Genomic DNA, 18,424 nt, shown 5'->3' with positions numbered 1-18,424 from the left:
ACAATCTCAAATAATACTAAACTAAAATATAAACTCATGTCTAGTAGAAGAAATTTTCTTAAAAATGTAGCCTTAGGCTCCGGTGCAATTGCAGCTGGTTCTATGACCTCTTGTTATGGTTCCAATAAAACAAATACAAAAGAACAAGTGGCTTATATCCGCCAAAATGCTGAACGGATGCCCAAGATGCACTTTAACATGTGTGGTTATGCAGCTCCAAAACTGGAAACGGTGCGTGTTGGTTTTGTTGGGATAGGCGATCGTGGAACACCTGCAGTAAAACGCATGACGCATATTGAAGGCGTAGAGGTAACTGCTATTTGCGACACACGCCAGGCAGCCATGGATGGGGCTCAGAAAATTCTTGCCGATGCAGGTTTGCCTAAAGCGAAAGAGTTCACGGGTAGCGACACCGCATTTAAAGAATTATGTGATAGTGGTTTGGTTGACCTGGTTTATATCGCTACCCCTTGGGAATGGCACGTACCCGTTGCATTGGCTGCCATGCATGGAGGTGCTCATACGGCAGTAGAAGTGTCAACCGCTAAAACCATGGACGAATGTTGGGAAATGGTGGAAGTATCAGAGCAAACCAAAAAGCATTGTGTGATCCTGGAGAACTGCTGTTACGACTTTTTTGAGTTGTTAACACTTAATATGGCCCGTCAGGGAGTGTTTGGTGATCTGGTGCATGGGGAAGGAGCTTACATTCACGATTTGGATTACTGGCATTTTAACAAGCCACAGGATGATAAACCAGGAGGTGATGGTGCATACGATAAACTATGGCGTTTACATGAAAATACGCGTAAAGCCAATGTATATCCAACTCATGGCTTAGGGCCTATCTGTCAGGCAATGGACATCAACCGCGGTGATCGTATGGATTATTTAACAGCTATGATGTCAGATGATTTTACCTTGAAACATCGCATTAAAGAATTGGCACCTGATCGCCCTGATTTGCAACAGCTTATTGGAAAACAGATGCGTGGTAACATGGACATGCAAATGATTCGTACCGTAAAAGGTCGTACCATCATGATCCAGCACGATATTAGCTCGCCACGCCCTTATTCACGTATTCATATGCTAAGTGGTACCAAATGCTTTGCACAAAAGTGGCCCTTGCAACACATAGCTTTTGGTCATGCCAAAGCTGATGAAGCGAAAATGAAAGAACTGTGGGATACCTATACTCCTGAAATTGTGCGTCGTGTTGGTGAGATGGCTAAGCAAGTTGGTGGTCACGGTGGTATGGACTTTATAATGGATTGGCGCCTGATCGATTGTTTACGCAATGGCTTACCTATGGATATGGATGTGTATGATGCGGCTGCCTGGAGCTGTATAACACCATTAAGTGAATGGTCAATTCTAAATGGCTCCAAACCGATTAATGTGCCCGACTTTACCCGAGGTGCCTGGAAAACCAATCAACCAGTTGAACTGACGCTTAAAGGTGGCGGAACAACAAAAGTCAGGAATTTGAAAAAAGCCGATTCCAGCAGTCAGTTAAATGTTCATTAATCCATTATAACAGGTCGAAAGACCTGTTCATTTTGTTTATACACCCTTCAGGAAAGATATACTAATGAAACAAAGATATTGCGCGTATTGGTGTTTATTAATGATGCTGATTAGCACAAGCATATACGCTAAAAACACACAAAAGAACGATTGGGAGAACCCGAGGATGTTCAACCAAAACAAGGAAGCACCTCATGCTTCCATGATGCCTTTTTCAACCATCGACAATGCTCTGACAAAAAAGCATAAAGCATCTGTTTATTACAAAAGCTTAAATGGCACCTGGAAATTTAACTGGGTTCGTAAGCCGACTGACCGTCCGGTGGATTTTTACAAACCTTCATATGATGTCAGTCAATGGGATGATATAAAAGTGCCATCTAACTGGGAAGTAGAAGGTTATGGTGTGCCAATTTATTGCAATCACCAGTATGAATTTGCCAGCTATAAGGCACCCGTTTCCGACGAAATTAAATTTGTTGACAAAATATATCCCGCTAACCCAGGTCAGGTGCCACATGATTATAATCCTGTAGGCTCTTATAGGCGTGCATTTACAGTGCCTGAGAGTTGGGATGGCCGCCAGATATTTATTCAGTTCGGTGCAGTGAAATCAGCTTTTTATCTGTGGATCAACGGCCAAAAGGTTGGTTACAGCCAGGGAAGTAAAACCGAAGCAGAATGGGATATTACCAAATATCTGAAGAAGGGAGAAAATACATTGGCGGTAGAGGTGTATCGCTGGAGTGATGGCTCCTATCTGGAATGTCAGGATTTTTGGCGCATCAGCGGTATAGAACGCGATGTGTTTATTTATTCAACCCCCAAGGTGCGTATCCGGGACTTTTTCGTTAAAGCTGATTTAGATGAAGAATATAAAAATGGTAAGCTATCAGTAGAAGTAGACCTTAAAAATCATTTTAACAAGCTTAGATGTGGAAATTATTCATTGTCATACTCCCTGCATGATGAAAACGGTAGAGTTGTTAATAGTAGTTTGTTACCTGTTAAGATTAACAGAAAAGAGAATGCAAAGTTAACGTTCGAAGAACAAACGATTATTGATCCTTTAAAGTGGACAGCTGAAGCACCTAATCTATACACCTTAGTAATATCTTTAGCTGAGGATAAGAAAGGTGGTGAGACAACCGAAATGGTTTCAACCAAAGTAGGTTTTCGCAAGGTGGAAATTATTGATGAGGTGTTTTACATCAATGGAGTGCCGGTTTTAATTAAAGGCGTTAATCGCCACGAACATAATCAGTATACGGGTCATGTGGTAAATGAAGAAGATATGCTGCATGAAATTAAACTGATGAAGCAATTCAATATCAATGCTGTTCGAAACTCGCACTATCCAACGCATCCTCGCTTTTATGAATTGTGCGATGAACATGGCTTGTATGTGACTGACGAAGCTAACATCGAGTCGCATGGTATGTATTATGGCAAATATTCTTTGGCCAAAAACCCGGAGTGGGAAGAAGCTCATCTTGACCGAAATATACGCATGGTTGAGCGAAGTAAAAACCACCCTTGCATCATTGTTTGGTCAATGGGTAATGAGGCTGGCAACGGCGAAAACTTTACCACAGTGTTTAACTGGATTAAACATCGCGATCCGTCACGGCCAATACATTATGAAAGAGCTGAAATGCGTGACAACACTGAGCTACATTGTCCTCAATATCCTGGTGTACGTTACCTTCAGCATTATGCATCCAAGCATCAAAAGAAACCAATGATTATGAGTGAATACTCACATGCAATGGGCAATAGCACAGGTAATCTGGTTGATTTGTGGGATGTCATTTACGACCGAAACAACAAGCAATTACAAGGTGGTTATATCTGGGACTGGATCGACCAGGGACTGTTGGAGCACGACGAGGAAGGACGTCGCTACTGGACTTATGGTGGAGATTACGGTGAGAACATGCCAAGTGATGATAACTTTGTCTGTAATGGGATCATCTACCCGGATATGACGCCCCAACCAGCCATGTGGGAGGTAAAATATGCCTATCAATATGTACGCTTTAGTAATGAAGATTTGCCATTGGGGCAATATAAAATCACTAACTATCACGATTTTATTTCGTTGGATGACTTCGATATTCGCTGGAATATTACAGAAAATGGCAAGGAAATTTATCACGGATTTGTAGATGTATCACTTAAGCCACACGAAAGTAAGATTGTTGAAATACCTGTTCCTTCTATAAAAGGAAGAAAAGGTTATGAGTACTTTATTGACTTTTCCGTTCGTTTAAAGCAACCAACTTCAATCCTGGCAGAAGGACATGAGGTAGCGCATGATCAATTTGTATTTCCTGTGCCTGACTACCGTAAGGTAACCTTAGAGCATTATGCAAATATTCAAATGGTTGACGAGGATAAAACAATTGTTGTCAAAGGACAAAACTTCATGATCACCTTTGATAAGATTAATGGAACAATAAGTCAATGGACAGTCAATGGCACTGATCTGATTCAAAATGGTCCGCTTGTCAACTTTTGGCGTGCTCCCAACGATAATGATAAAGGAAGCAATATGATTAAGCGATTGGGTGTTTGGCGAGAGGTTTCGCAAAATATTGAAGTGAAAGATATTGTTCTGGAACAACCATCCAACAACAAGGCCTTAGTAACCGTAAACTATACACTATCTGCAATTGAATCAACACAATCAGTAGCATATGAGATTTTAAGTAATGGAAAGGTTAATGTAAGCAGCCAGCTAAATATTGGGAAAAGAGATTTACCTGATATGCCACGTTTTGGTATGCGAATGGCAATGCCGGTAGAGTTCGATAATCTGAAATTCTTTGGTCGTGGCCCTCATGAAAACTATTGTGACCGTAACCGAGGTGCTTTTATTGGCTTATATAACGATAAAGTCGAAAATCAGTATGAACCATACGTGCGTCCACAAGAGAATGGCTATAAAACAGATACGCGTTGGTTTGAATTAAGAAACGACAATGGTTGGGGACTTAAAATAAGCGGTTCTCCAACATTAGGATTCTCAGCTCTTCATAACCCTATCGAAGATTTTGATCAACAAACACATGGTGAACACAAGCACTTGAATGACATTGTGAAAAAAGGTGGTGTGTTTATCACCTTTGATCTGAAACAAATGGGCGTTGCCGGTGATAATTCATGGGGAGCAACGCCTTATAAGCAGTACACAGTACCGGCTGATAACTATAAATTTAAGTTCAGTATTGAACCAGTGTTTTAAGAAGTGGGGTATAAGTAATCAGGTATATTAAATGGTGCATTTCTGCTCGTTCAGGAATCTGTTTGGATACTGATGCCATTAATAGTGCCTGATGCACTGTGTATAGTGCGCAAAACACTTCGAATATTTAGTTCATTAAACGCAATAAAGAGGGTGTCCAAAATTGGGGCACTCTCTTTTTATGTATAAGTTTCGATTTAAGGTTTAATAGGTATCAGTTTACTTTTCTTTTATCATTTCTGCTTCAACTTTCTCCCAATTTACAATTGCAATCTTCATATCACACCTACAACTGATGATACACCAGGTTTTTACATGTAATCCTTTGTCAATCATCAAACAACAACATCATCTTATTATAAGATGTCATGATTTTGATCTATGAGTAATGAGTTTATCCATAAAACACATCATTTAAGCGTTACAGCCTACTTTTGTATAAATAAACGCTAAATGCTACTTTAGTAGTGATTGGAAAAGGCCCAAACCCAACAATGGCATTCATTTATTGAAATTTCAAACTTGATCCTATAATTTTTTATCTGATGATCGATCTAAATCCCAATGTATATGCAAATCATGGATTCCCCTACTATTTAAAAAGTCCAAAAGAATTTGAAGAGATTGTCTATCATATATACTCAAATGAGATTACTAGTGGATTATGGAGAGGTAAGTTTGACACTATTAACTGGTTAGATAAAGTAGGAGAAAGAGGACGAGATTGCACATTGCACATAAATGGACGTAATGTTGGTGTTATTCAATGCAAGCACTCTGAGAATAATACACATGCACTTACTAAGCCTGATTGTATAAAAGAAATATGCAAGTTTGTTTTGCACTACGGAATAGATCAATCATTGATAAGTGATATGAAAACATTCACATACTACTTTGTAGTGTCAAGTAAGTTTACTGAACCTGCTCAAACTTTACTTACAGATTTTAGTGGCAGTATATTACTTGAGCCAAAACTATCTTCCTACATAAAAAGTGTATTAAATGGAAATGTTGCCCTTAAAAATGAATACACTATAGAGAGCGCTGAAAAGTTCTTAATTAATCATTTAGATAAGTTGAAAGTCAAAATGATTGTGGGATCAGACTTGGATAAATTGATGAATGAAAGCTACAATGTAGCATTAATAGAAAGATTTTTCTCCCCAAAGGTCATTATAAAAGAAAGGGCAGGATCTAATATCCCTGTAACAGAAATAATAAAAAACTTTGAAAATGCTTCAGTTATACTTTCAGAGTACAAAAATGAATTCGAGGGAGTTGAGGGGTCTCATATAGATAGAAAAGAAACAGATTTATTAGTTGATTGGATAGAGAAAGATATCGATGACGAAAAGGAGAGAGTAGCTTTGTTGGTTGGGCAGCCAGGTAGTGGTAAATCTGTTATTTTAAAGGACCTTTTTAAGAGGTTGGACGCCAAAGGTATTCCAGCTCTTGGTATAAAAGCAGATGAATATGCAACTAACTCTATAAAACAATTGGAAGAACGATTGAATTTAACCGATTCAATTGAAAAGCTATTGGTTAAGCTAACCGAAGATTATGCTACTGTTGTAGTGATTGTGGATCAAATTGACGCCCTTTCTCAAACCAATTCTGCTAAAGGTGAATATCTGGCTACCTATAAACAGTTGATTAGTTCTTTAAGGAAATATGATAGAGTGCGAATTGTTGTATCAATAAGATCATATGACTTGGAATATGATTTTGGTTTTAAATCCTTTAAAAAGGAAACAACTTTTAATGTTGATTCACTGACGAAAGATGAAATAACAAAAGTTGTAAATCAATTGTCTGGGTCAAAACTTTCGCTTACTGATGCTATGTTTGAATTATTGAAAACTCCGTATAACCTGGATGCATTCTGTCGAATTTTTTCACATAGCCTTAATCTGAATTTATTAAAAACCACTACCGATTTATACAAAGAGTTATGGCGACAGAAAGTGATCAATATTCCCCTTGATAAAAGAGACCTCAAACTGAAAAGCGTATTGTATACAATTGCTTCAAAGATGTATGATGAGCAAACAATAACATTACGAAATGATGTATTACCAGATCGGTTTACGCAGGAACTTGAATATTTATTGCAGAATGGAATTATAATAGGTAAATGTGGCTCAATTCAATTCTTCCATCAAACCTTTTATGATTTTGTTTTTGCAAAGCAGTTTTGCGGAGAGAATAAATCAGTTTTCAAATATATAAATCAACATTGGCAAGGTTTGAAAGTAAGGTCAAGCCTCAAGATGATTTTGTCATTTTACAGGGATACAAATCACAAGAAATACATTGATATTTTAAAGAATATCCTTACTGAGCAAGCATTTTTTAAACGAAAAATCAGGTATCATATAAGATTACTCGTAATTAGTCTGATGAGTTCAGAGCAAGAGCCTACTGCTGAAGAAATACAATTATTCGATGATAAGATATTAGCTAATGAAAACCAACTAAAACTATTTCTTATCAATGTAAACTCAAGTGGATGGTTACGAGTTATTTTTGAAAGGTATAAGTTAGTATCATTAAAAGCTTCTAAACTATTAAACTACCATCAGATAATTTATTCAATACTTTTACGTCACTTGCCAGAAGGTAGAAGATTGGTTCTTCCTTTTATCGAAAGCAATCAGGAGTCTTTTTCAAGCAATGAGTTGATTCGCATTTTACATTTTACTAATGTATGGGATATACCAGAAGCTTTTTCAATTCTTGAGAAAGTGCAGGATGAGCTTTACAATGATGAACACTTCTTGTTTGAAATATTAATTCAGATATCAAAGATAAATGAAGATAATGCAATTGGAATTTTCAGCTCATATTTTTCATGTAAGCTTGATAATATTGAATACAAACATGGTAATGTTAATCTTAAATTAAGCTATGGCGGAGATAAGTTCTTTACTCATCTTTATTCATGTCACTTTAACAAGGCCCTAGATCTTAATCTAAAGGTGATTACGAGCTTAGTCTATAAAACAGAAATGGAATATTCGAGAAGAGATAACGATTTCATTATGGATCATTCATTTCAAGGTATGGGAGGATATAATGATGATGATTATGAATTTTTACTCACACAATTAGAAAATAATATTGCTGAGGCTGCTGAAAAAACTTCAAAGGTTTTATGTGCTTTTATAAAAGAGAATATAGAAAGTAGGTATACAACGATTCTAACTGTGGTTTTAAAAGGATTAAAAGCCAATCCACATTATTTCATCGAGGAAATATTTAAACTAGTTAGAATCTTTAAAAGAAGAGGATTGCTTGAAGATAGTGATGATGTTTTAATATTATTTAGGCAAGTTATAAATGCAGCTTATCAATACCTAAGAATTGAGCAGCGGAATGTGCTTGATACCTATATTTTAGATATAAGAGATAAAAGTTCATATTATACTTACCAAGATAAAAATGGAAAAAGAAAGTTACGTACCCTTTGCGGATATGTACAACTTACCTATTTGCAATCAATACCTAATAAATATTTGCTGAAAAATCTATTATTAAAAAAAAGATACCAAGAGTTGTATAGGAGGCACGGAGTAATCAAAGATGAAGTCAAAGAACGGTCTGGTATAGGTCAATTCGTGGGTGCACCTTTGGAAAGAAAAGCATACGAAAAGATGAATATAGTGGCGTGGAAAAAAAGTATACTAAAATACAATGGTCATGAACAGTATAATTTTGGAAGTGGAAGAGGAGGTAAAGATGAACATTGTCGGGTTTTAAGAGAGGCCGTTAAAAAAAGAGCATACTTATTTATTGATCACATTAGTGAATTTATAACTAATGAGGCCTATCATATTGATTATGCAATCAATGCAGTTGAAGGTCTTTTAGATTCTGAAGAAAAAATTGAAATTGATATTAAAGTTCGATTGGTTAAGCAACTTATTAAATGCGGAAGGATTCCCTCTCATTCTATTAGAAGAGTAGTATGGTTAATAGATACATTATTGAGAGACGATTATATGGATGATGAACTATTTCAATTTTTAACCAATATTGCTTTAAATGACGAGAATCCTAATGAAGTTTTAAATCCGGATGATTTGTTGCACGATGGAATCAATTCAAATCGGGGAGCGGCGGCTAAGCGTTTGGTAATGATTAATACTAAACCAGAATACTCTGATAGAATTTTTACTGTTTTGGAAAAGGTAGCTAAAGATTCAATGGATTGTGTTAAAGCTGCTATGCTATATAGGCTAGCATATTTAAATCACTATGATATTGAGCGAAATTTTAGGTTGTTTTTTAAGCTAGTTGAAACTGATAATGAACAAATTTTACAAAGTTCAATTTGGTCTGCTCAATATTTTAATAGAAAGTATACAGATGAACTAGAATCATACTTTCGAAAAAACATTACCATTGATAAGTTAACAAAAGATATTTCAACGGTTCTTACTGTGGCATGGCTTGAAGGGATTGAAGAGTCCTACAAAATATTGCAAGACTTTTACCTTAAAATTAAAGAAGTAAAAAAGGCTATGCTACATGTTGCAGAATCAAATGTCTTTAAGCATAACAGTACTATTACAGAAAAATGTAAAATCATACTTAATCAGTTCCTAGATGAAGATGATAAAGATATAGCTAGAGAGTATACTTTTCTGTTTTCGGATTTAAGCTGTGAACGCTTCGTCGAATTTAGGTCGTTTATAGAACAGTATTCTAAATCTAAAGTTTGCATACTTGCTCCTGACAATTTTATTAACTTTCTCGTAAAAAGCGCTCACTTTTATCCAATTGATTGTTTGAATTTGTTGAAGAATATTCAATCACTTAAATCACACCTAAACATTCAAGAAGAGTTTTATTACGATGATAAGAGTCTAAATGTGATTATCAATTCTTACAATGCTCTATTACAGGAGACAAATAAGGATAAGAAAAAGATTGAACAAACGTTAGACATATTTGATAGGGAACTTAAACTAGAGAATAATGGAACGACAATTTTAAAAGTCTTACAGAGTGTCGATAATTAAGTAAAAATGTCATATGTCACCCAATAAAAACCCCGGCAATCAATGCCGGGGTTGCTCATCTCCAATGTTATTACTTATTCATTTATTGTTTCGTCTGGCGATTCGTTCTTAGCCAGTTCAAACTTAACACCGTAATTGCGCATGATGCGTCGTTTGCTACTGTCGTCTTTATCGTACAGGTTAAACTCCAGCTCAGCAATGATACGATCAATCAGGCGCTTGGCTTCCGGCATCAGGTTCGATACTTTTTCCTGGGCTTCATCCAGGGCACGGTCAGCAGCCGATACATCAGAGGCTTCTTTGCGGGCTTTATCCAATACCTCCTGCAAGGCCTCAGCACTTGGGTTAATCATGGCCGGGTAGCCCTTCTCAACCGCATCGGCATCGCCTTTAATAATAAGAGGTGCCATTTCAAGCGCCTGGCCATCTGTATTCAGCAGAGGGAAATTACCGCTTTTAGGCAATTGATAGTGAGCCAGCAACTCAACCGGCAATTCCTCACGATAGATGCGACGTTTGGCCACTTCCCAGAAATCGCGAATATAAGTTTTCAGTTCATCAATGGCATCATTCTTTTCTTTTACCTCCTTTTGAGCATTGCTTACAAAACGGGCTTTGTCACCCATGCCTTGTTCAAGGCCCGGAATAAAAGCTTGTGCATTGGAAATAATACCACTTGACAGATAAGCGCCTCCATTCTGGTTGTCTGAGGCGGCTGTTTCAACGGCCTTCTTTAAAAATATCAGACTGTCGATAACGGATCTAGGTTTTTTAATTCTTGGCATAAATTATTGTTTTTATGATGTGTGGAGATGATTTTCTGTTACAAATTGTTGAAGTATAGGGTGTATTAACTGCTTAAAGAAAGCATTGCACAGCGTTACAAGTGATGCTTTTCGCTCATAGATTGCCTTGTGAACCGTTACAGGTACCCTCATGGAAAAAAAGACGATCTTGTCAACCGTTACAAGTGACTTAAAATTCCCAAGGAGGGGTCTGTTAATCGTTACAATAGCCTTTATAGTGTCATAGAGGCCATTGTACACGCGCGCAACATGCTCTATTTTGCCATGGAGGCCATTGTAACGCGTTACAATGCCTTCTATGAGAAAATAATGGTACTTGCACACCATATTAAATAAGGGATAGATATACCTTAAAGCAGTACTTCTATAACTTGCTTCATAAGGACTTAGTGAGTCACTATAAGTATTCTGAAATGGTTTGGTCATTCAATAGCTATTAGAACCGGTTTCTATAGGTTAATTGCAGAAAACGCAAAACGTAACACCTTTTACAGACACTAATTTGGTTTTACTTGATAAGTGTATGCTTTTACAGGATAAATGAATGGTTTTTGGTGATGAAAATTTTGGACGAATGATTGAGTGGAAAAATCATTATAGAGGAAGTGTTACTCGTACACCATTCGGATTGGTTCAGCTTGGAAGGATCAAATGCCTACTTATTTGTTGGAGCTTGCCTAATAAGTTGCAACAGTTTTGAATTAAGAATATTAACCTCGTCCAATAGAGGTGATACAGTTTCTTCATCGAAATCTATGAAATCAGCATAGTCAGATTCTTGTCGCCAATCGAACAGGTGCGCATATAATTTACCGAGTTCTTTATCCAGAAGGTTTGTTTTAACAAAATTAAGAAAGAGCTGTGTTTTTACTCCATTATGGGTTTCTGCATTAATATCTGATTGATAAAGCAAGGCACTGGCCAGGTAATACGCGCAATAATACAAGCGGTTAACACAGGAATTCCATCGTTGGTTATTGGCTAGTAATAAAGCATCTTCATAAATCTCTTTTGATTTATCGATGCGGTAATTAATATAGTCTTGCTTACTGCCAGTCATGCTAGTCGAATACCTTCTTTTTGGATGTTATGGTAGAGTGGTGTCACAGCGTGTTTTGATTCCCAATCCATTTTTGAATAAACAAAAGTTGAAATGGGTTCTCCAATTTCCAGTTCAATATCAAACAAAACTTCGCGATACTCCTTTTCAAGCTGGCGATTAACCTTGAGGGTATTTAATAGAATCAGAATATCCCAATCAGAATCTTCATTGGCTTGTCCACGCGCATGTGAACCAAAGAGAACTATTTCAGCTTCAGGATTCTTTTTAGCAATCTGCTTTTTGATCAATTGAATGATATGTTGTTCTCTTTTGTTCATATTTCAAAGATACATTTTTTAATAAACATGAGAATGTAGCAGTTGGTGATTCAAATGTTTGCTTGCTCAGTATATCATATTTCAAATGATATCTTCGGGCTACTACTGACTTAAAACTAACAAACTATTAATGAATCTTCGTATTTCAAGCCTAAAGTATACCTTACTATCTATCAGTATAATATGGATTTTATAGGAAATGATTGTCTTGAAACCCTTGTATTATTCCATAAAATGCATTGCTTTGTGGCGTAAAATTTTAAATGACGAATCATGCTTGGAAAATATATTCGATTAATACTAGCTATACTTATAACCATTTCATCTGTTTTTCTATTTATTAATGGCTTTTCGGGATGGGGTGTGCTGGTCGTAATTATATCATTATTATTTGTTCTGTTTCAGTTTAAAAATGAGATGAACCTGCTTGCATTTTATTTTATCAGGAGAAACAAGTTTGCAACAGCAGAGCGTGTCCTATCTAAAGTAAAGCATCCCGGAAACATGATGAAAAGTCAGGAGGCTTATTATTACTATCTTTTAGGTTTAACACAAGCACAAACCCATCAGCCAGCCATAGCTGAGAAAAGTTTTAAGAAAGCACTTTCGACAGGGCTTCGCCTGAAGAGTGATCAGGCAATGGCAAAGCTGAACCTTGCAGGTTTCTATTTATCAAAGAGAAATAAGAAGCTGGCAAAAATTTATGTGCAGGAGGCCAAAAAACTGGATAAGCAAAAGATGTTGACCGCCCAGATTAGAGAAGTTGAAAACATGATGAAACGAATTTAGTTAAAAGTATCAGGAGGCATCTTAGTTTACAGAGGACAATGTTACAACAGCATTGTCCTTTGTACTTAATAAATGATGCTGACAACCCCGCCATTGTGGTGGTATATTGCTCGTCAATTGCATCTTCGACGTCATTATAAGTTAGTTTGTGACTAACGCCTTTAAAAATGAACCTGATTGGCATTTCGCAACTAACCAATTACATGGGCAATATCTGGATCTTCTTTTATTTATGGATACTCAATTCTGCCAAAATACCAGCCATTTTCCACATGATCTCTTCACTAATATCGAAGTCAGTCTGGTGATGTGTTCCTGATTGATTGGATGCACCTATGCCCATAAACACAGCTTTTCCGCCTGTTTTTTGAACATGGTTCATCAGGGTACAGAAGTCTTCACTATAGGTATTGTGCAATTCTCCTTCTATGCAATGAGTAAATAAGCTGGTGGCCGTCACGGTTTGTTTAACTCTTTTAGCAAGCTCTGTTGAACTGGCAGCACTTTCAGCTTCACCCACTAAACTTATTTTACAACCACAAGCATATTTCTTTGCAATTTCTTCGATTTTTTTGATGGAGGCATTGAATAGTTTATCACGGGTTACCGTGTTACCAGCTCTGGTTTCAATTTTTAAATTTGCTTCAGGACAAATAATATTACGTGCAGTGCCTGCTTGCATTTGGCCAATATTCAATCGAATATGCGAAGGGAATTCGGCTTTTAGCTTTTCTAAGCTTAATATAATTTCTGCAGCGGGGAGCATGGCGTTAATTCCTTTTTCAGGTGCCAAAGCAGCGTGGGAGGCCTTACCTTTTATTTCCACGTCGAACTTTTTACTGGCGAGCTGGCCAAACGTACCGCAAATAAATTCATTTGGCTCTCTGTTTGCCCATACATGGAATCCGTATGCTTCATCAATTTTTTTGAAAAGCGGATGTTTCACTACAGCAGCCATACCACCCAATCCTTCCTCGGCAGGTTGAAACAATATAATTATTTTTCCTTCAAGCTTTTCTTGGTGTTGCGATAGGTATTTTGCCAATCCCAAACCTATGGCTGTGTGGGCATCATGTCCACAAGCATGCATAAAACCATCATGAACGGATGCAAATTTTTTAATAAACGGAAGGTGTTCATTGAATTGGCTTTCATAAACAGGGAGTGCATCCATATCAACACGAAAAACCTTTACTGGTCCATCACCACGATCAAGCACTCCGGCAACAGCTGTGTAACCTCCCTTTGTTTTTTCCAGCAATTCTTTATCCAGGTCTTGCCTTTCCAAGGCTTGCATATAGAACTTATTCAAACTTTCCTTTGCAGGTAGGTTCATGCGTTCATCACAAATCAAATCTTTGCCCATATATACTTTGAAGCCCCATTTTTTCAAGGATTGAGCAACAAATGTAGCTGTTCCAAATTCACACCAGGCTGGCTCAGGATATGTATGAAACAGGCGACGCCATTGAATCATTTCTTCCTGGAGATCTTGAAAATACTTGGAAATGTTACTCATATTAAGCAATTAATTTTAGCAAAGATAAAGAGAAAACAAGGGACGCTCTTTGCATGGGACTAAATTTGTGGATTTAAATCAATTTGAAATGAAAATAAGTGGTATTTATTACTCACTTGCAGTAATAAGGTGTTGGGGATTGCTAATTTGTTTAAAGGTGGTGTTTCAGATGTTGTTTAGTACGCACGTATAGCTCACAGAAATATACTCTTTTTTTGAGTGTTTTGAAATCGTTTGAAGTACAAAAAGCCTGTAAATCAAATCGATTTACAGGCTTTTGTGATCCCAATGGAACTGTTCGTGGTGGACCAAAAGCTGAATACGATGGGGGTATGGTTATCCAGGTACAAAGTGGTGGTCGTGCCATTTGTGAGAAAAATCGATACAGTGGTGAGGAATTAACTTACCTGGTGTTTAAACGTAAATTAGAAGAGTCGGAACCGGTACAATAGGTGTAACCTTCAAAAAGACAAAGCCACTCGTATGAGTGGCTTCCCTTTTTTCCGATTTAGTAGAACGATAATGCTATCATTCACTGCAATATTATGAAAAATAAAATTAATAAAAAAAGCCACACAATTAATGTGTGACTTTTTAATTTAGTTTCAGATTCAATTACTTCAATATTGCTTTTAGAAAGGCAGCAATTCCCAAACTTAATATTCTGGCTACAACAATCGTTTCAACGTTAGTATTTCTTCATCTAACCATATAAATTTGCTGCTCTGTTAACCTACAAATTATCATTAATAATTACTTGACATTTTTAAAAAAGTCTTTTCCCTTGTCAGTAAGATAGAGCATATCAGTTAATTCACCTACATCTTTTCTAATTAAACCATTAATTATCAAAATTCCAGTAAAGTCTTCCAGCTGATTATTGAGCACTATATATTGGGATTTTTTAATTTCTTCTGAATTTAAAAGAATTAGAGCAACCTTTCTTGGTAGTTGGTTTATTGATATTCCATTCGCTAAATGCAATTTAATTCCTTTAAACATTTCAAGAAAAGAAATTCTCTTATCCTCATATTCAAAATAATTGGTTTTTAAAGCTTCAATGTTGCCATAGTACTCCAACTCAGATTCTAATTCTTGGACTTTGAAGCTTAACTTATCTTTAAGGACTCCTTGTGCCCTTTGGATAATATTTTCTGCCTCAGTCAATTTTAAATCTATCCTTACTTTAGCTAAAGTATTATCTGAAGAAATACTGTGTTCTCTTTCTTGAGCTAACAACTTCGTGAGATCCTCCAACTGTTTCATTACTAACGTAATTTCATCAAGTGACTCTGAATTACTTTTTGCATCTTTAATTAAAGAAATAGAAAAGAAAATAGAGATTATTATTGTAAGAGCAGAAGCACTCATAGAGATTACTACAATTAAATTATATTCTTTGATATCCAGTACGAAATATATGGCAGCTAATAAAACTAGAATACCATATACACCAAAAATACCTGTTATTCGTTTCTTTCTGGTCAATTTGAGGTAATTACTAATCAGTTCTGTCAGTTTTGATGAGTATTCACTTAGGATTACAGTTAATTCATCAATATATTTAGTCCCCATTGTCAATCATTTGGTTAAGTAATACAATAAAGTTATTAAAGTTCTCGAGCCTAAGTTGCTCATCATACATTGGAACAGAATTTAAGTTAAAGCCCTTGCCAATTTTAAGATTAGAATCTACTAATGATGCTGAAACGTAGTGGTGAATAAATTGGTCGCCTTTTCGGTCGGAGATTTGTTTAATAATCTTGGCATAATCTCCGTTTAGATAATATGATTCTACATCATTTTTTACGTCATACCATAAGTCTTGTTTATTAACTAAAGTGACCATCCAAAATTTACCCTTGGTATTCTTTATATTTTCGGCCAAAGTTCTTAACTGACTTATTTCACTTTTTCTTCGTTCGGCCAAATAATGTTCAAGAAAATCTTTATCACCCTTGGACTTATAATATTCTGTTTCTTTAAATGAAGCTTCGCTCTTATATGAATGATATCCATATGAAACTACATTAATTATGCCTTTGAATTTACCAGATGCCATATTTCGAAATAGCTCTGACCAATTAAGATTTATAGAGCGTTGTTGACCTGTCGCGATAAAATATTTTCCATACAAATTGCCTTTAATCTTCAACTTTTCTGTGGTAACTGATGGCACATACTTATATGACGGTAAATCACTTCCACTTAACTTATAACCTAATGTTGTCTTTCCAGCGCCTCCATGTCCGAATATAAGTATATTACTTCTGCCATGCTTTATAAGGTTACTTATCTTTTTGATAACCTTAAGTAATACAACGCTTTTATCAGCAATTGTAATTGATGAACCCACAGTACTTAAAACTGTAGCTGTTGTAAAGAATGCATCCATAAATCATATTTTAGTTTGATTGAATGATAAAACTAATGAAATAATATTAAAGAATTTCATTCAAGCTTGTTTTACTGTCTTTTCTTTCATGTCTTTGATATCAATTTCAGTTCCTTGATCTCATGCAATAGTTTTTATATGTATCTAAAGTGTTAAAAGTAAGACTTTAGTAAAGTTGAATGCATACTATTATTAATTCTTTCGTAATAAATATTTACGAGAGTTCTCTTCATTGAAATAAAGAAAACATTTTTGTAATCGAACTAAATAATTTTTCTAATATCCTTAGCAACCTTCATATGTAACACTTTAGCATAGTGTTTTTGAGTCATTTGTATGTCTGAATGACCAAGCAGCTTACTTACTGTTTCAATTGGCACATCTTTATTTAGTAGTAGTGTTCCAAATGTTTTACGTCCTACATGTGTTGTTAATCGTTTCCGAATTCCAACTTCTGTGGCAATTTTCTTTAAGGCATTATTGTATTTCTGATTGCTAAGCACCGGCAGATCAAATCCATATTTACGTAAAATATTCAAAACCTTGCTTACTACCGGTATAATGCATTCAGCATTTTTTACCTTTTGTCTGTTGATATTTATCCACATGGACCCGTTATCATCCCTAACCAAATGAGAAGCATCCAAATTTTTTAAATCTATATAAGATAATCCTGTATAACATTGCACTGTAAACATATCTGCAGATCGCTGTAATGAATCAGAGAAGTCATGCTTTGTTATCTTATTCAATTCCCATTCTTCTAGGTATATTACCTGTGGCTCTTCTTTGTATGATAATTTGTAATCTTGAGAAGGATTGCGATCAATATAACGCCTCTTAAATGCGTATTTGAAGGCAGCTTTAATAAAACTAAAAATCTTCTTGGTATAACCAACTGAATATCCTTTGTCGTTAATCAAATTATTGACTAATCTATCGAACAAGCAATTGTCGCAACTAGATAATCGAACATTAAGAGAATCAATTTTATCTAATGAATTACCAATTGCAGAAATATATCTAGCATGTATTTTAAGCTTGTCTGAATTAGAATACATTTTATTGTATTCTTGTGCATATTCAATTAAAAGTTGAACTAAAAATACTGTACGTTTCCTTTTAGTTTAAGCAGTGCTTTTAATTCTAATGCGCTGGGTGTAATATCATTATTTAGTACTTGGTCATAGTACAGATTGTGTAATCTATGACTTAATTGATCAAGTTTTCTATTTGCATTTGTAGCAAAATCACTTACGCCTTTAAATTTGTACTTATTTCCATCCCATTCCTCTTCTTTACACTTTATTCCGGTTGAAAACTCAGCTCTTTCTCCAGTAATTGTAATCCTGCAATAAATCGGAATCTCATGTTTCTTGTTGGCCTTATTCTTGACTGCCCAAAAAATCAAGTTCATTTCCCTATTCAATAATTATAAACAATACAATGATCCCCGATTATCCCGATTATTTATAATCCCCTATATAAATGAAAAAAGACCCTTATCTTAATTGATAAAGGTCTCTGAAAATTTTGTTTGGATTTAACTCCTGAAAGTCTTTTAGTGATCCCGGCGGGATTCGAACCCACGACCCACAGCTTAGAAGGCTGTTGCTCTATCCAGCTGAGCTACGGGACCATCCTCATTGCTCTTTTCAAAAGCGATGCAAAGATAGTTATTCATCTTTTCTAATCAAATTTAAAGCAATCTTTTTGTAGATTAATTTCTGA

Annotated in this window: 14 protein-coding genes and 1 tRNA gene; 5 read left to right on the top strand and 10 right to left on the bottom strand. The window is 35.8% G+C overall.

Annotated elements, in window-relative coordinates:
- Nucleotides 1-36 precede the first annotated feature (36 nt).
- The 3 genes from AC4MRQ_RS13095 (at nucleotide 37) to AC4MRQ_RS13085 (ending at nucleotide 9,804) form a co-directional block, all read left to right on the top strand.
- Nucleotides 37-1,530: a Gfo/Idh/MocA family protein gene (locus AC4MRQ_RS13095; protein WP_491198130.1), complete on the top strand. Its 1,494-nt coding sequence runs from the start codon at nucleotides 37-39 to the stop codon at nucleotides 1,528-1,530.
- A gap of 64 nt (nucleotides 1,531-1,594) precedes the next feature.
- Complete coding sequence (gene lacZ / locus AC4MRQ_RS13090; RefSeq protein ID WP_491198129.1) at nucleotides 1,595-4,777, top strand: beta-galactosidase, LacZ type; 3,183 nt, start codon at nucleotides 1,595-1,597, stop codon at nucleotides 4,775-4,777.
- A 545-nt stretch (nucleotides 4,778-5,322) separates the two neighbouring features.
- Entirely contained in the window at nucleotides 5,323-9,804 is a 4,482-nt protein-coding gene (locus tag AC4MRQ_RS13085; RefSeq protein WP_491198128.1) for an NACHT domain-containing protein, read from the top strand.
- A gap of 74 nt (nucleotides 9,805-9,878) precedes the next feature.
- On the opposite strand, the gene AC4MRQ_RS13080 is transcribed toward AC4MRQ_RS13085, so the two are convergent.
- From AC4MRQ_RS13080 to AC4MRQ_RS13065, 4 genes are all read right to left on the bottom strand, one after another.
- Nucleotides 9,879-10,589, bottom strand: a complete 711-nt coding sequence (locus tag AC4MRQ_RS13080) for a hypothetical protein (protein ID WP_491198127.1) — start codon at nucleotides 10,587-10,589, stop codon at nucleotides 9,879-9,881.
- Between the two features lie 12 nt (nucleotides 10,590-10,601).
- Nucleotides 10,602-11,036, bottom strand: a complete 435-nt coding sequence (locus AC4MRQ_RS13075; protein WP_491198126.1) for a hypothetical protein — start codon at nucleotides 11,034-11,036, stop codon at nucleotides 10,602-10,604.
- Between the two features lie 229 nt (nucleotides 11,037-11,265).
- Nucleotides 11,266-11,670 carry a HEPN domain-containing protein gene (locus AC4MRQ_RS13070; protein ID WP_491198125.1) on the bottom strand — a complete coding sequence of 135 codons (405 nt, stop codon included), beginning with the start codon at nucleotides 11,668-11,670 and terminating at the stop codon, nucleotides 11,266-11,268.
- On the bottom strand, nucleotides 11,667-11,990 hold the full coding sequence (locus tag AC4MRQ_RS13065) for a nucleotidyltransferase domain-containing protein (protein WP_491198124.1): 324 nt from the start codon (nucleotides 11,988-11,990) through the stop codon (nucleotides 11,667-11,669). Before AC4MRQ_RS13065 ends, AC4MRQ_RS13070 begins: the two co-directional genes overlap by 4 nt.
- A gap of 273 nt (nucleotides 11,991-12,263) precedes the next feature.
- On the opposite strand from AC4MRQ_RS13065, the gene AC4MRQ_RS13060 reads away from it, so the two are divergent.
- Nucleotides 12,264-12,779 (top strand): tetratricopeptide repeat protein, encoded by a 516-nt coding sequence (locus AC4MRQ_RS13060; protein ID WP_491198123.1) that lies wholly within the window; start codon nucleotides 12,264-12,266, stop codon nucleotides 12,777-12,779.
- A 226-nt stretch (nucleotides 12,780-13,005) separates the two neighbouring features.
- Here the strand turns inward: AC4MRQ_RS13060 and AC4MRQ_RS13055 are convergent, their stop codons facing one another.
- On the bottom strand, nucleotides 13,006-14,298 hold the full coding sequence (locus AC4MRQ_RS13055) for an amidohydrolase (RefSeq protein ID WP_491198122.1): 1,293 nt from the start codon (nucleotides 14,296-14,298) through the stop codon (nucleotides 13,006-13,008).
- 215 nt (nucleotides 14,299-14,513) lie between these two features.
- Here AC4MRQ_RS13055 and AC4MRQ_RS13050 point away from each other — a divergent pair, with 215 nt between their 5' ends.
- Nucleotides 14,514-14,750, top strand: a complete 237-nt coding sequence (locus tag AC4MRQ_RS13050; protein ID WP_491198121.1) for a hypothetical protein — start codon at nucleotides 14,514-14,516, stop codon at nucleotides 14,748-14,750.
- A 301-nt stretch (nucleotides 14,751-15,051) separates the two neighbouring features.
- Here the strand turns inward: AC4MRQ_RS13050 and AC4MRQ_RS13045 are convergent, their stop codons facing one another.
- The 5 genes from AC4MRQ_RS13045 to AC4MRQ_RS13025 all read right to left on the bottom strand — a co-directional run bounded on the left by AC4MRQ_RS13045 (nucleotide 15,052) and on the right by AC4MRQ_RS13025 (nucleotide 18,332).
- Nucleotides 15,052-15,873, bottom strand: a complete 822-nt coding sequence (locus tag AC4MRQ_RS13045; RefSeq protein WP_491198120.1) for a hypothetical protein — start codon at nucleotides 15,871-15,873, stop codon at nucleotides 15,052-15,054.
- Complete coding sequence (locus AC4MRQ_RS13040; protein WP_491198119.1) at nucleotides 15,863-16,693, bottom strand: Rab family GTPase; 831 nt, start codon at nucleotides 16,691-16,693, stop codon at nucleotides 15,863-15,865. Before AC4MRQ_RS13040 ends, AC4MRQ_RS13045 begins: the two co-directional genes overlap by 11 nt.
- Nucleotides 16,694-16,956: 263 nt before the next feature.
- A complete protein-coding gene (locus AC4MRQ_RS13035; RefSeq protein WP_491198118.1) occupies nucleotides 16,957-17,754 on the bottom strand; it encodes a site-specific integrase in 798 nt (265 codons plus the stop codon).
- Nucleotides 17,755-17,792: 38 nt separating this feature from the next.
- Nucleotides 17,793-18,110 (bottom strand): Arm DNA-binding domain-containing protein, encoded by a 318-nt coding sequence (locus AC4MRQ_RS13030; RefSeq protein ID WP_491198117.1) that lies wholly within the window; start codon nucleotides 18,108-18,110, stop codon nucleotides 17,793-17,795.
- Between the two features lie 148 nt (nucleotides 18,111-18,258).
- Nucleotides 18,259-18,332, bottom strand: a tRNA-Arg gene (locus tag AC4MRQ_RS13025).
- Between the last annotated feature and the right edge of the window lie 92 nt (nucleotides 18,333-18,424).

It is taken from the genome of Carboxylicivirga sp. (genome assembly GCF_982718395.1).
The sequence above is the reverse complement of the archived record's forward strand: the minus strand, read 5'-3'. Positions and strand labels throughout refer to the sequence as shown.

What these genes read in the sequence shown, in the direction of transcription:
- AC4MRQ_RS13080 (WP_491198127.1), bottom strand. Translation starts at nt 10,589, where the DNA reads ATGCCAAGAATTAAAAAACCTAGATCCGTTATCGACAGTCTGATATTT.
- lacZ (WP_491198129.1), top strand. Translation starts at nt 1,595, where the DNA reads ATGAAACAAAGATATTGCGCGTATTGGTGTTTATTAATGATGCTGATT.
- AC4MRQ_RS13060 (WP_491198123.1), top strand. Translation starts at nt 12,264, where the DNA reads ATGCTTGGAAAATATATTCGATTAATACTAGCTATACTTATAACCATT.
- AC4MRQ_RS13030 (WP_491198117.1), bottom strand. Translation starts at nt 18,110, where the DNA reads ATGAACTTGATTTTTTGGGCAGTCAAGAATAAGGCCAACAAGAAACAT.
- AC4MRQ_RS13075 (WP_491198126.1), bottom strand. Translation starts at nt 11,036, where the DNA reads ATGACCAAACCATTTCAGAATACTTATAGTGACTCACTAAGTCCTTAT.
- AC4MRQ_RS13085 (WP_491198128.1), top strand. Translation starts at nt 5,323, where the DNA reads ATGATCGATCTAAATCCCAATGTATATGCAAATCATGGATTCCCCTAC.
- AC4MRQ_RS13055 (WP_491198122.1), bottom strand. Translation starts at nt 14,298, where the DNA reads ATGAGTAACATTTCCAAGTATTTTCAAGATCTCCAGGAAGAAATGATT.
- AC4MRQ_RS13040 (WP_491198119.1), bottom strand. Translation starts at nt 16,693, where the DNA reads ATGGATGCATTCTTTACAACAGCTACAGTTTTAAGTACTGTGGGTTCA.
- AC4MRQ_RS13035 (WP_491198118.1), bottom strand. Translation starts at nt 17,754, where the DNA reads ATGTATTCTAATTCAGACAAGCTTAAAATACATGCTAGATATATTTCT.
- AC4MRQ_RS13070 (WP_491198125.1), bottom strand. Translation starts at nt 11,670, where the DNA reads ATGACTGGCAGTAAGCAAGACTATATTAATTACCGCATCGATAAATCA.
- AC4MRQ_RS13065 (WP_491198124.1), bottom strand. Translation starts at nt 11,990, where the DNA reads ATGAACAAAAGAGAACAACATATCATTCAATTGATCAAAAAGCAGATT.
- AC4MRQ_RS13095 (WP_491198130.1), top strand. Translation starts at nt 37, where the DNA reads ATGTCTAGTAGAAGAAATTTTCTTAAAAATGTAGCCTTAGGCTCCGGT.
- AC4MRQ_RS13045 (WP_491198120.1), bottom strand. Translation starts at nt 15,873, where the DNA reads ATGGGGACTAAATATATTGATGAATTAACTGTAATCCTAAGTGAATAC.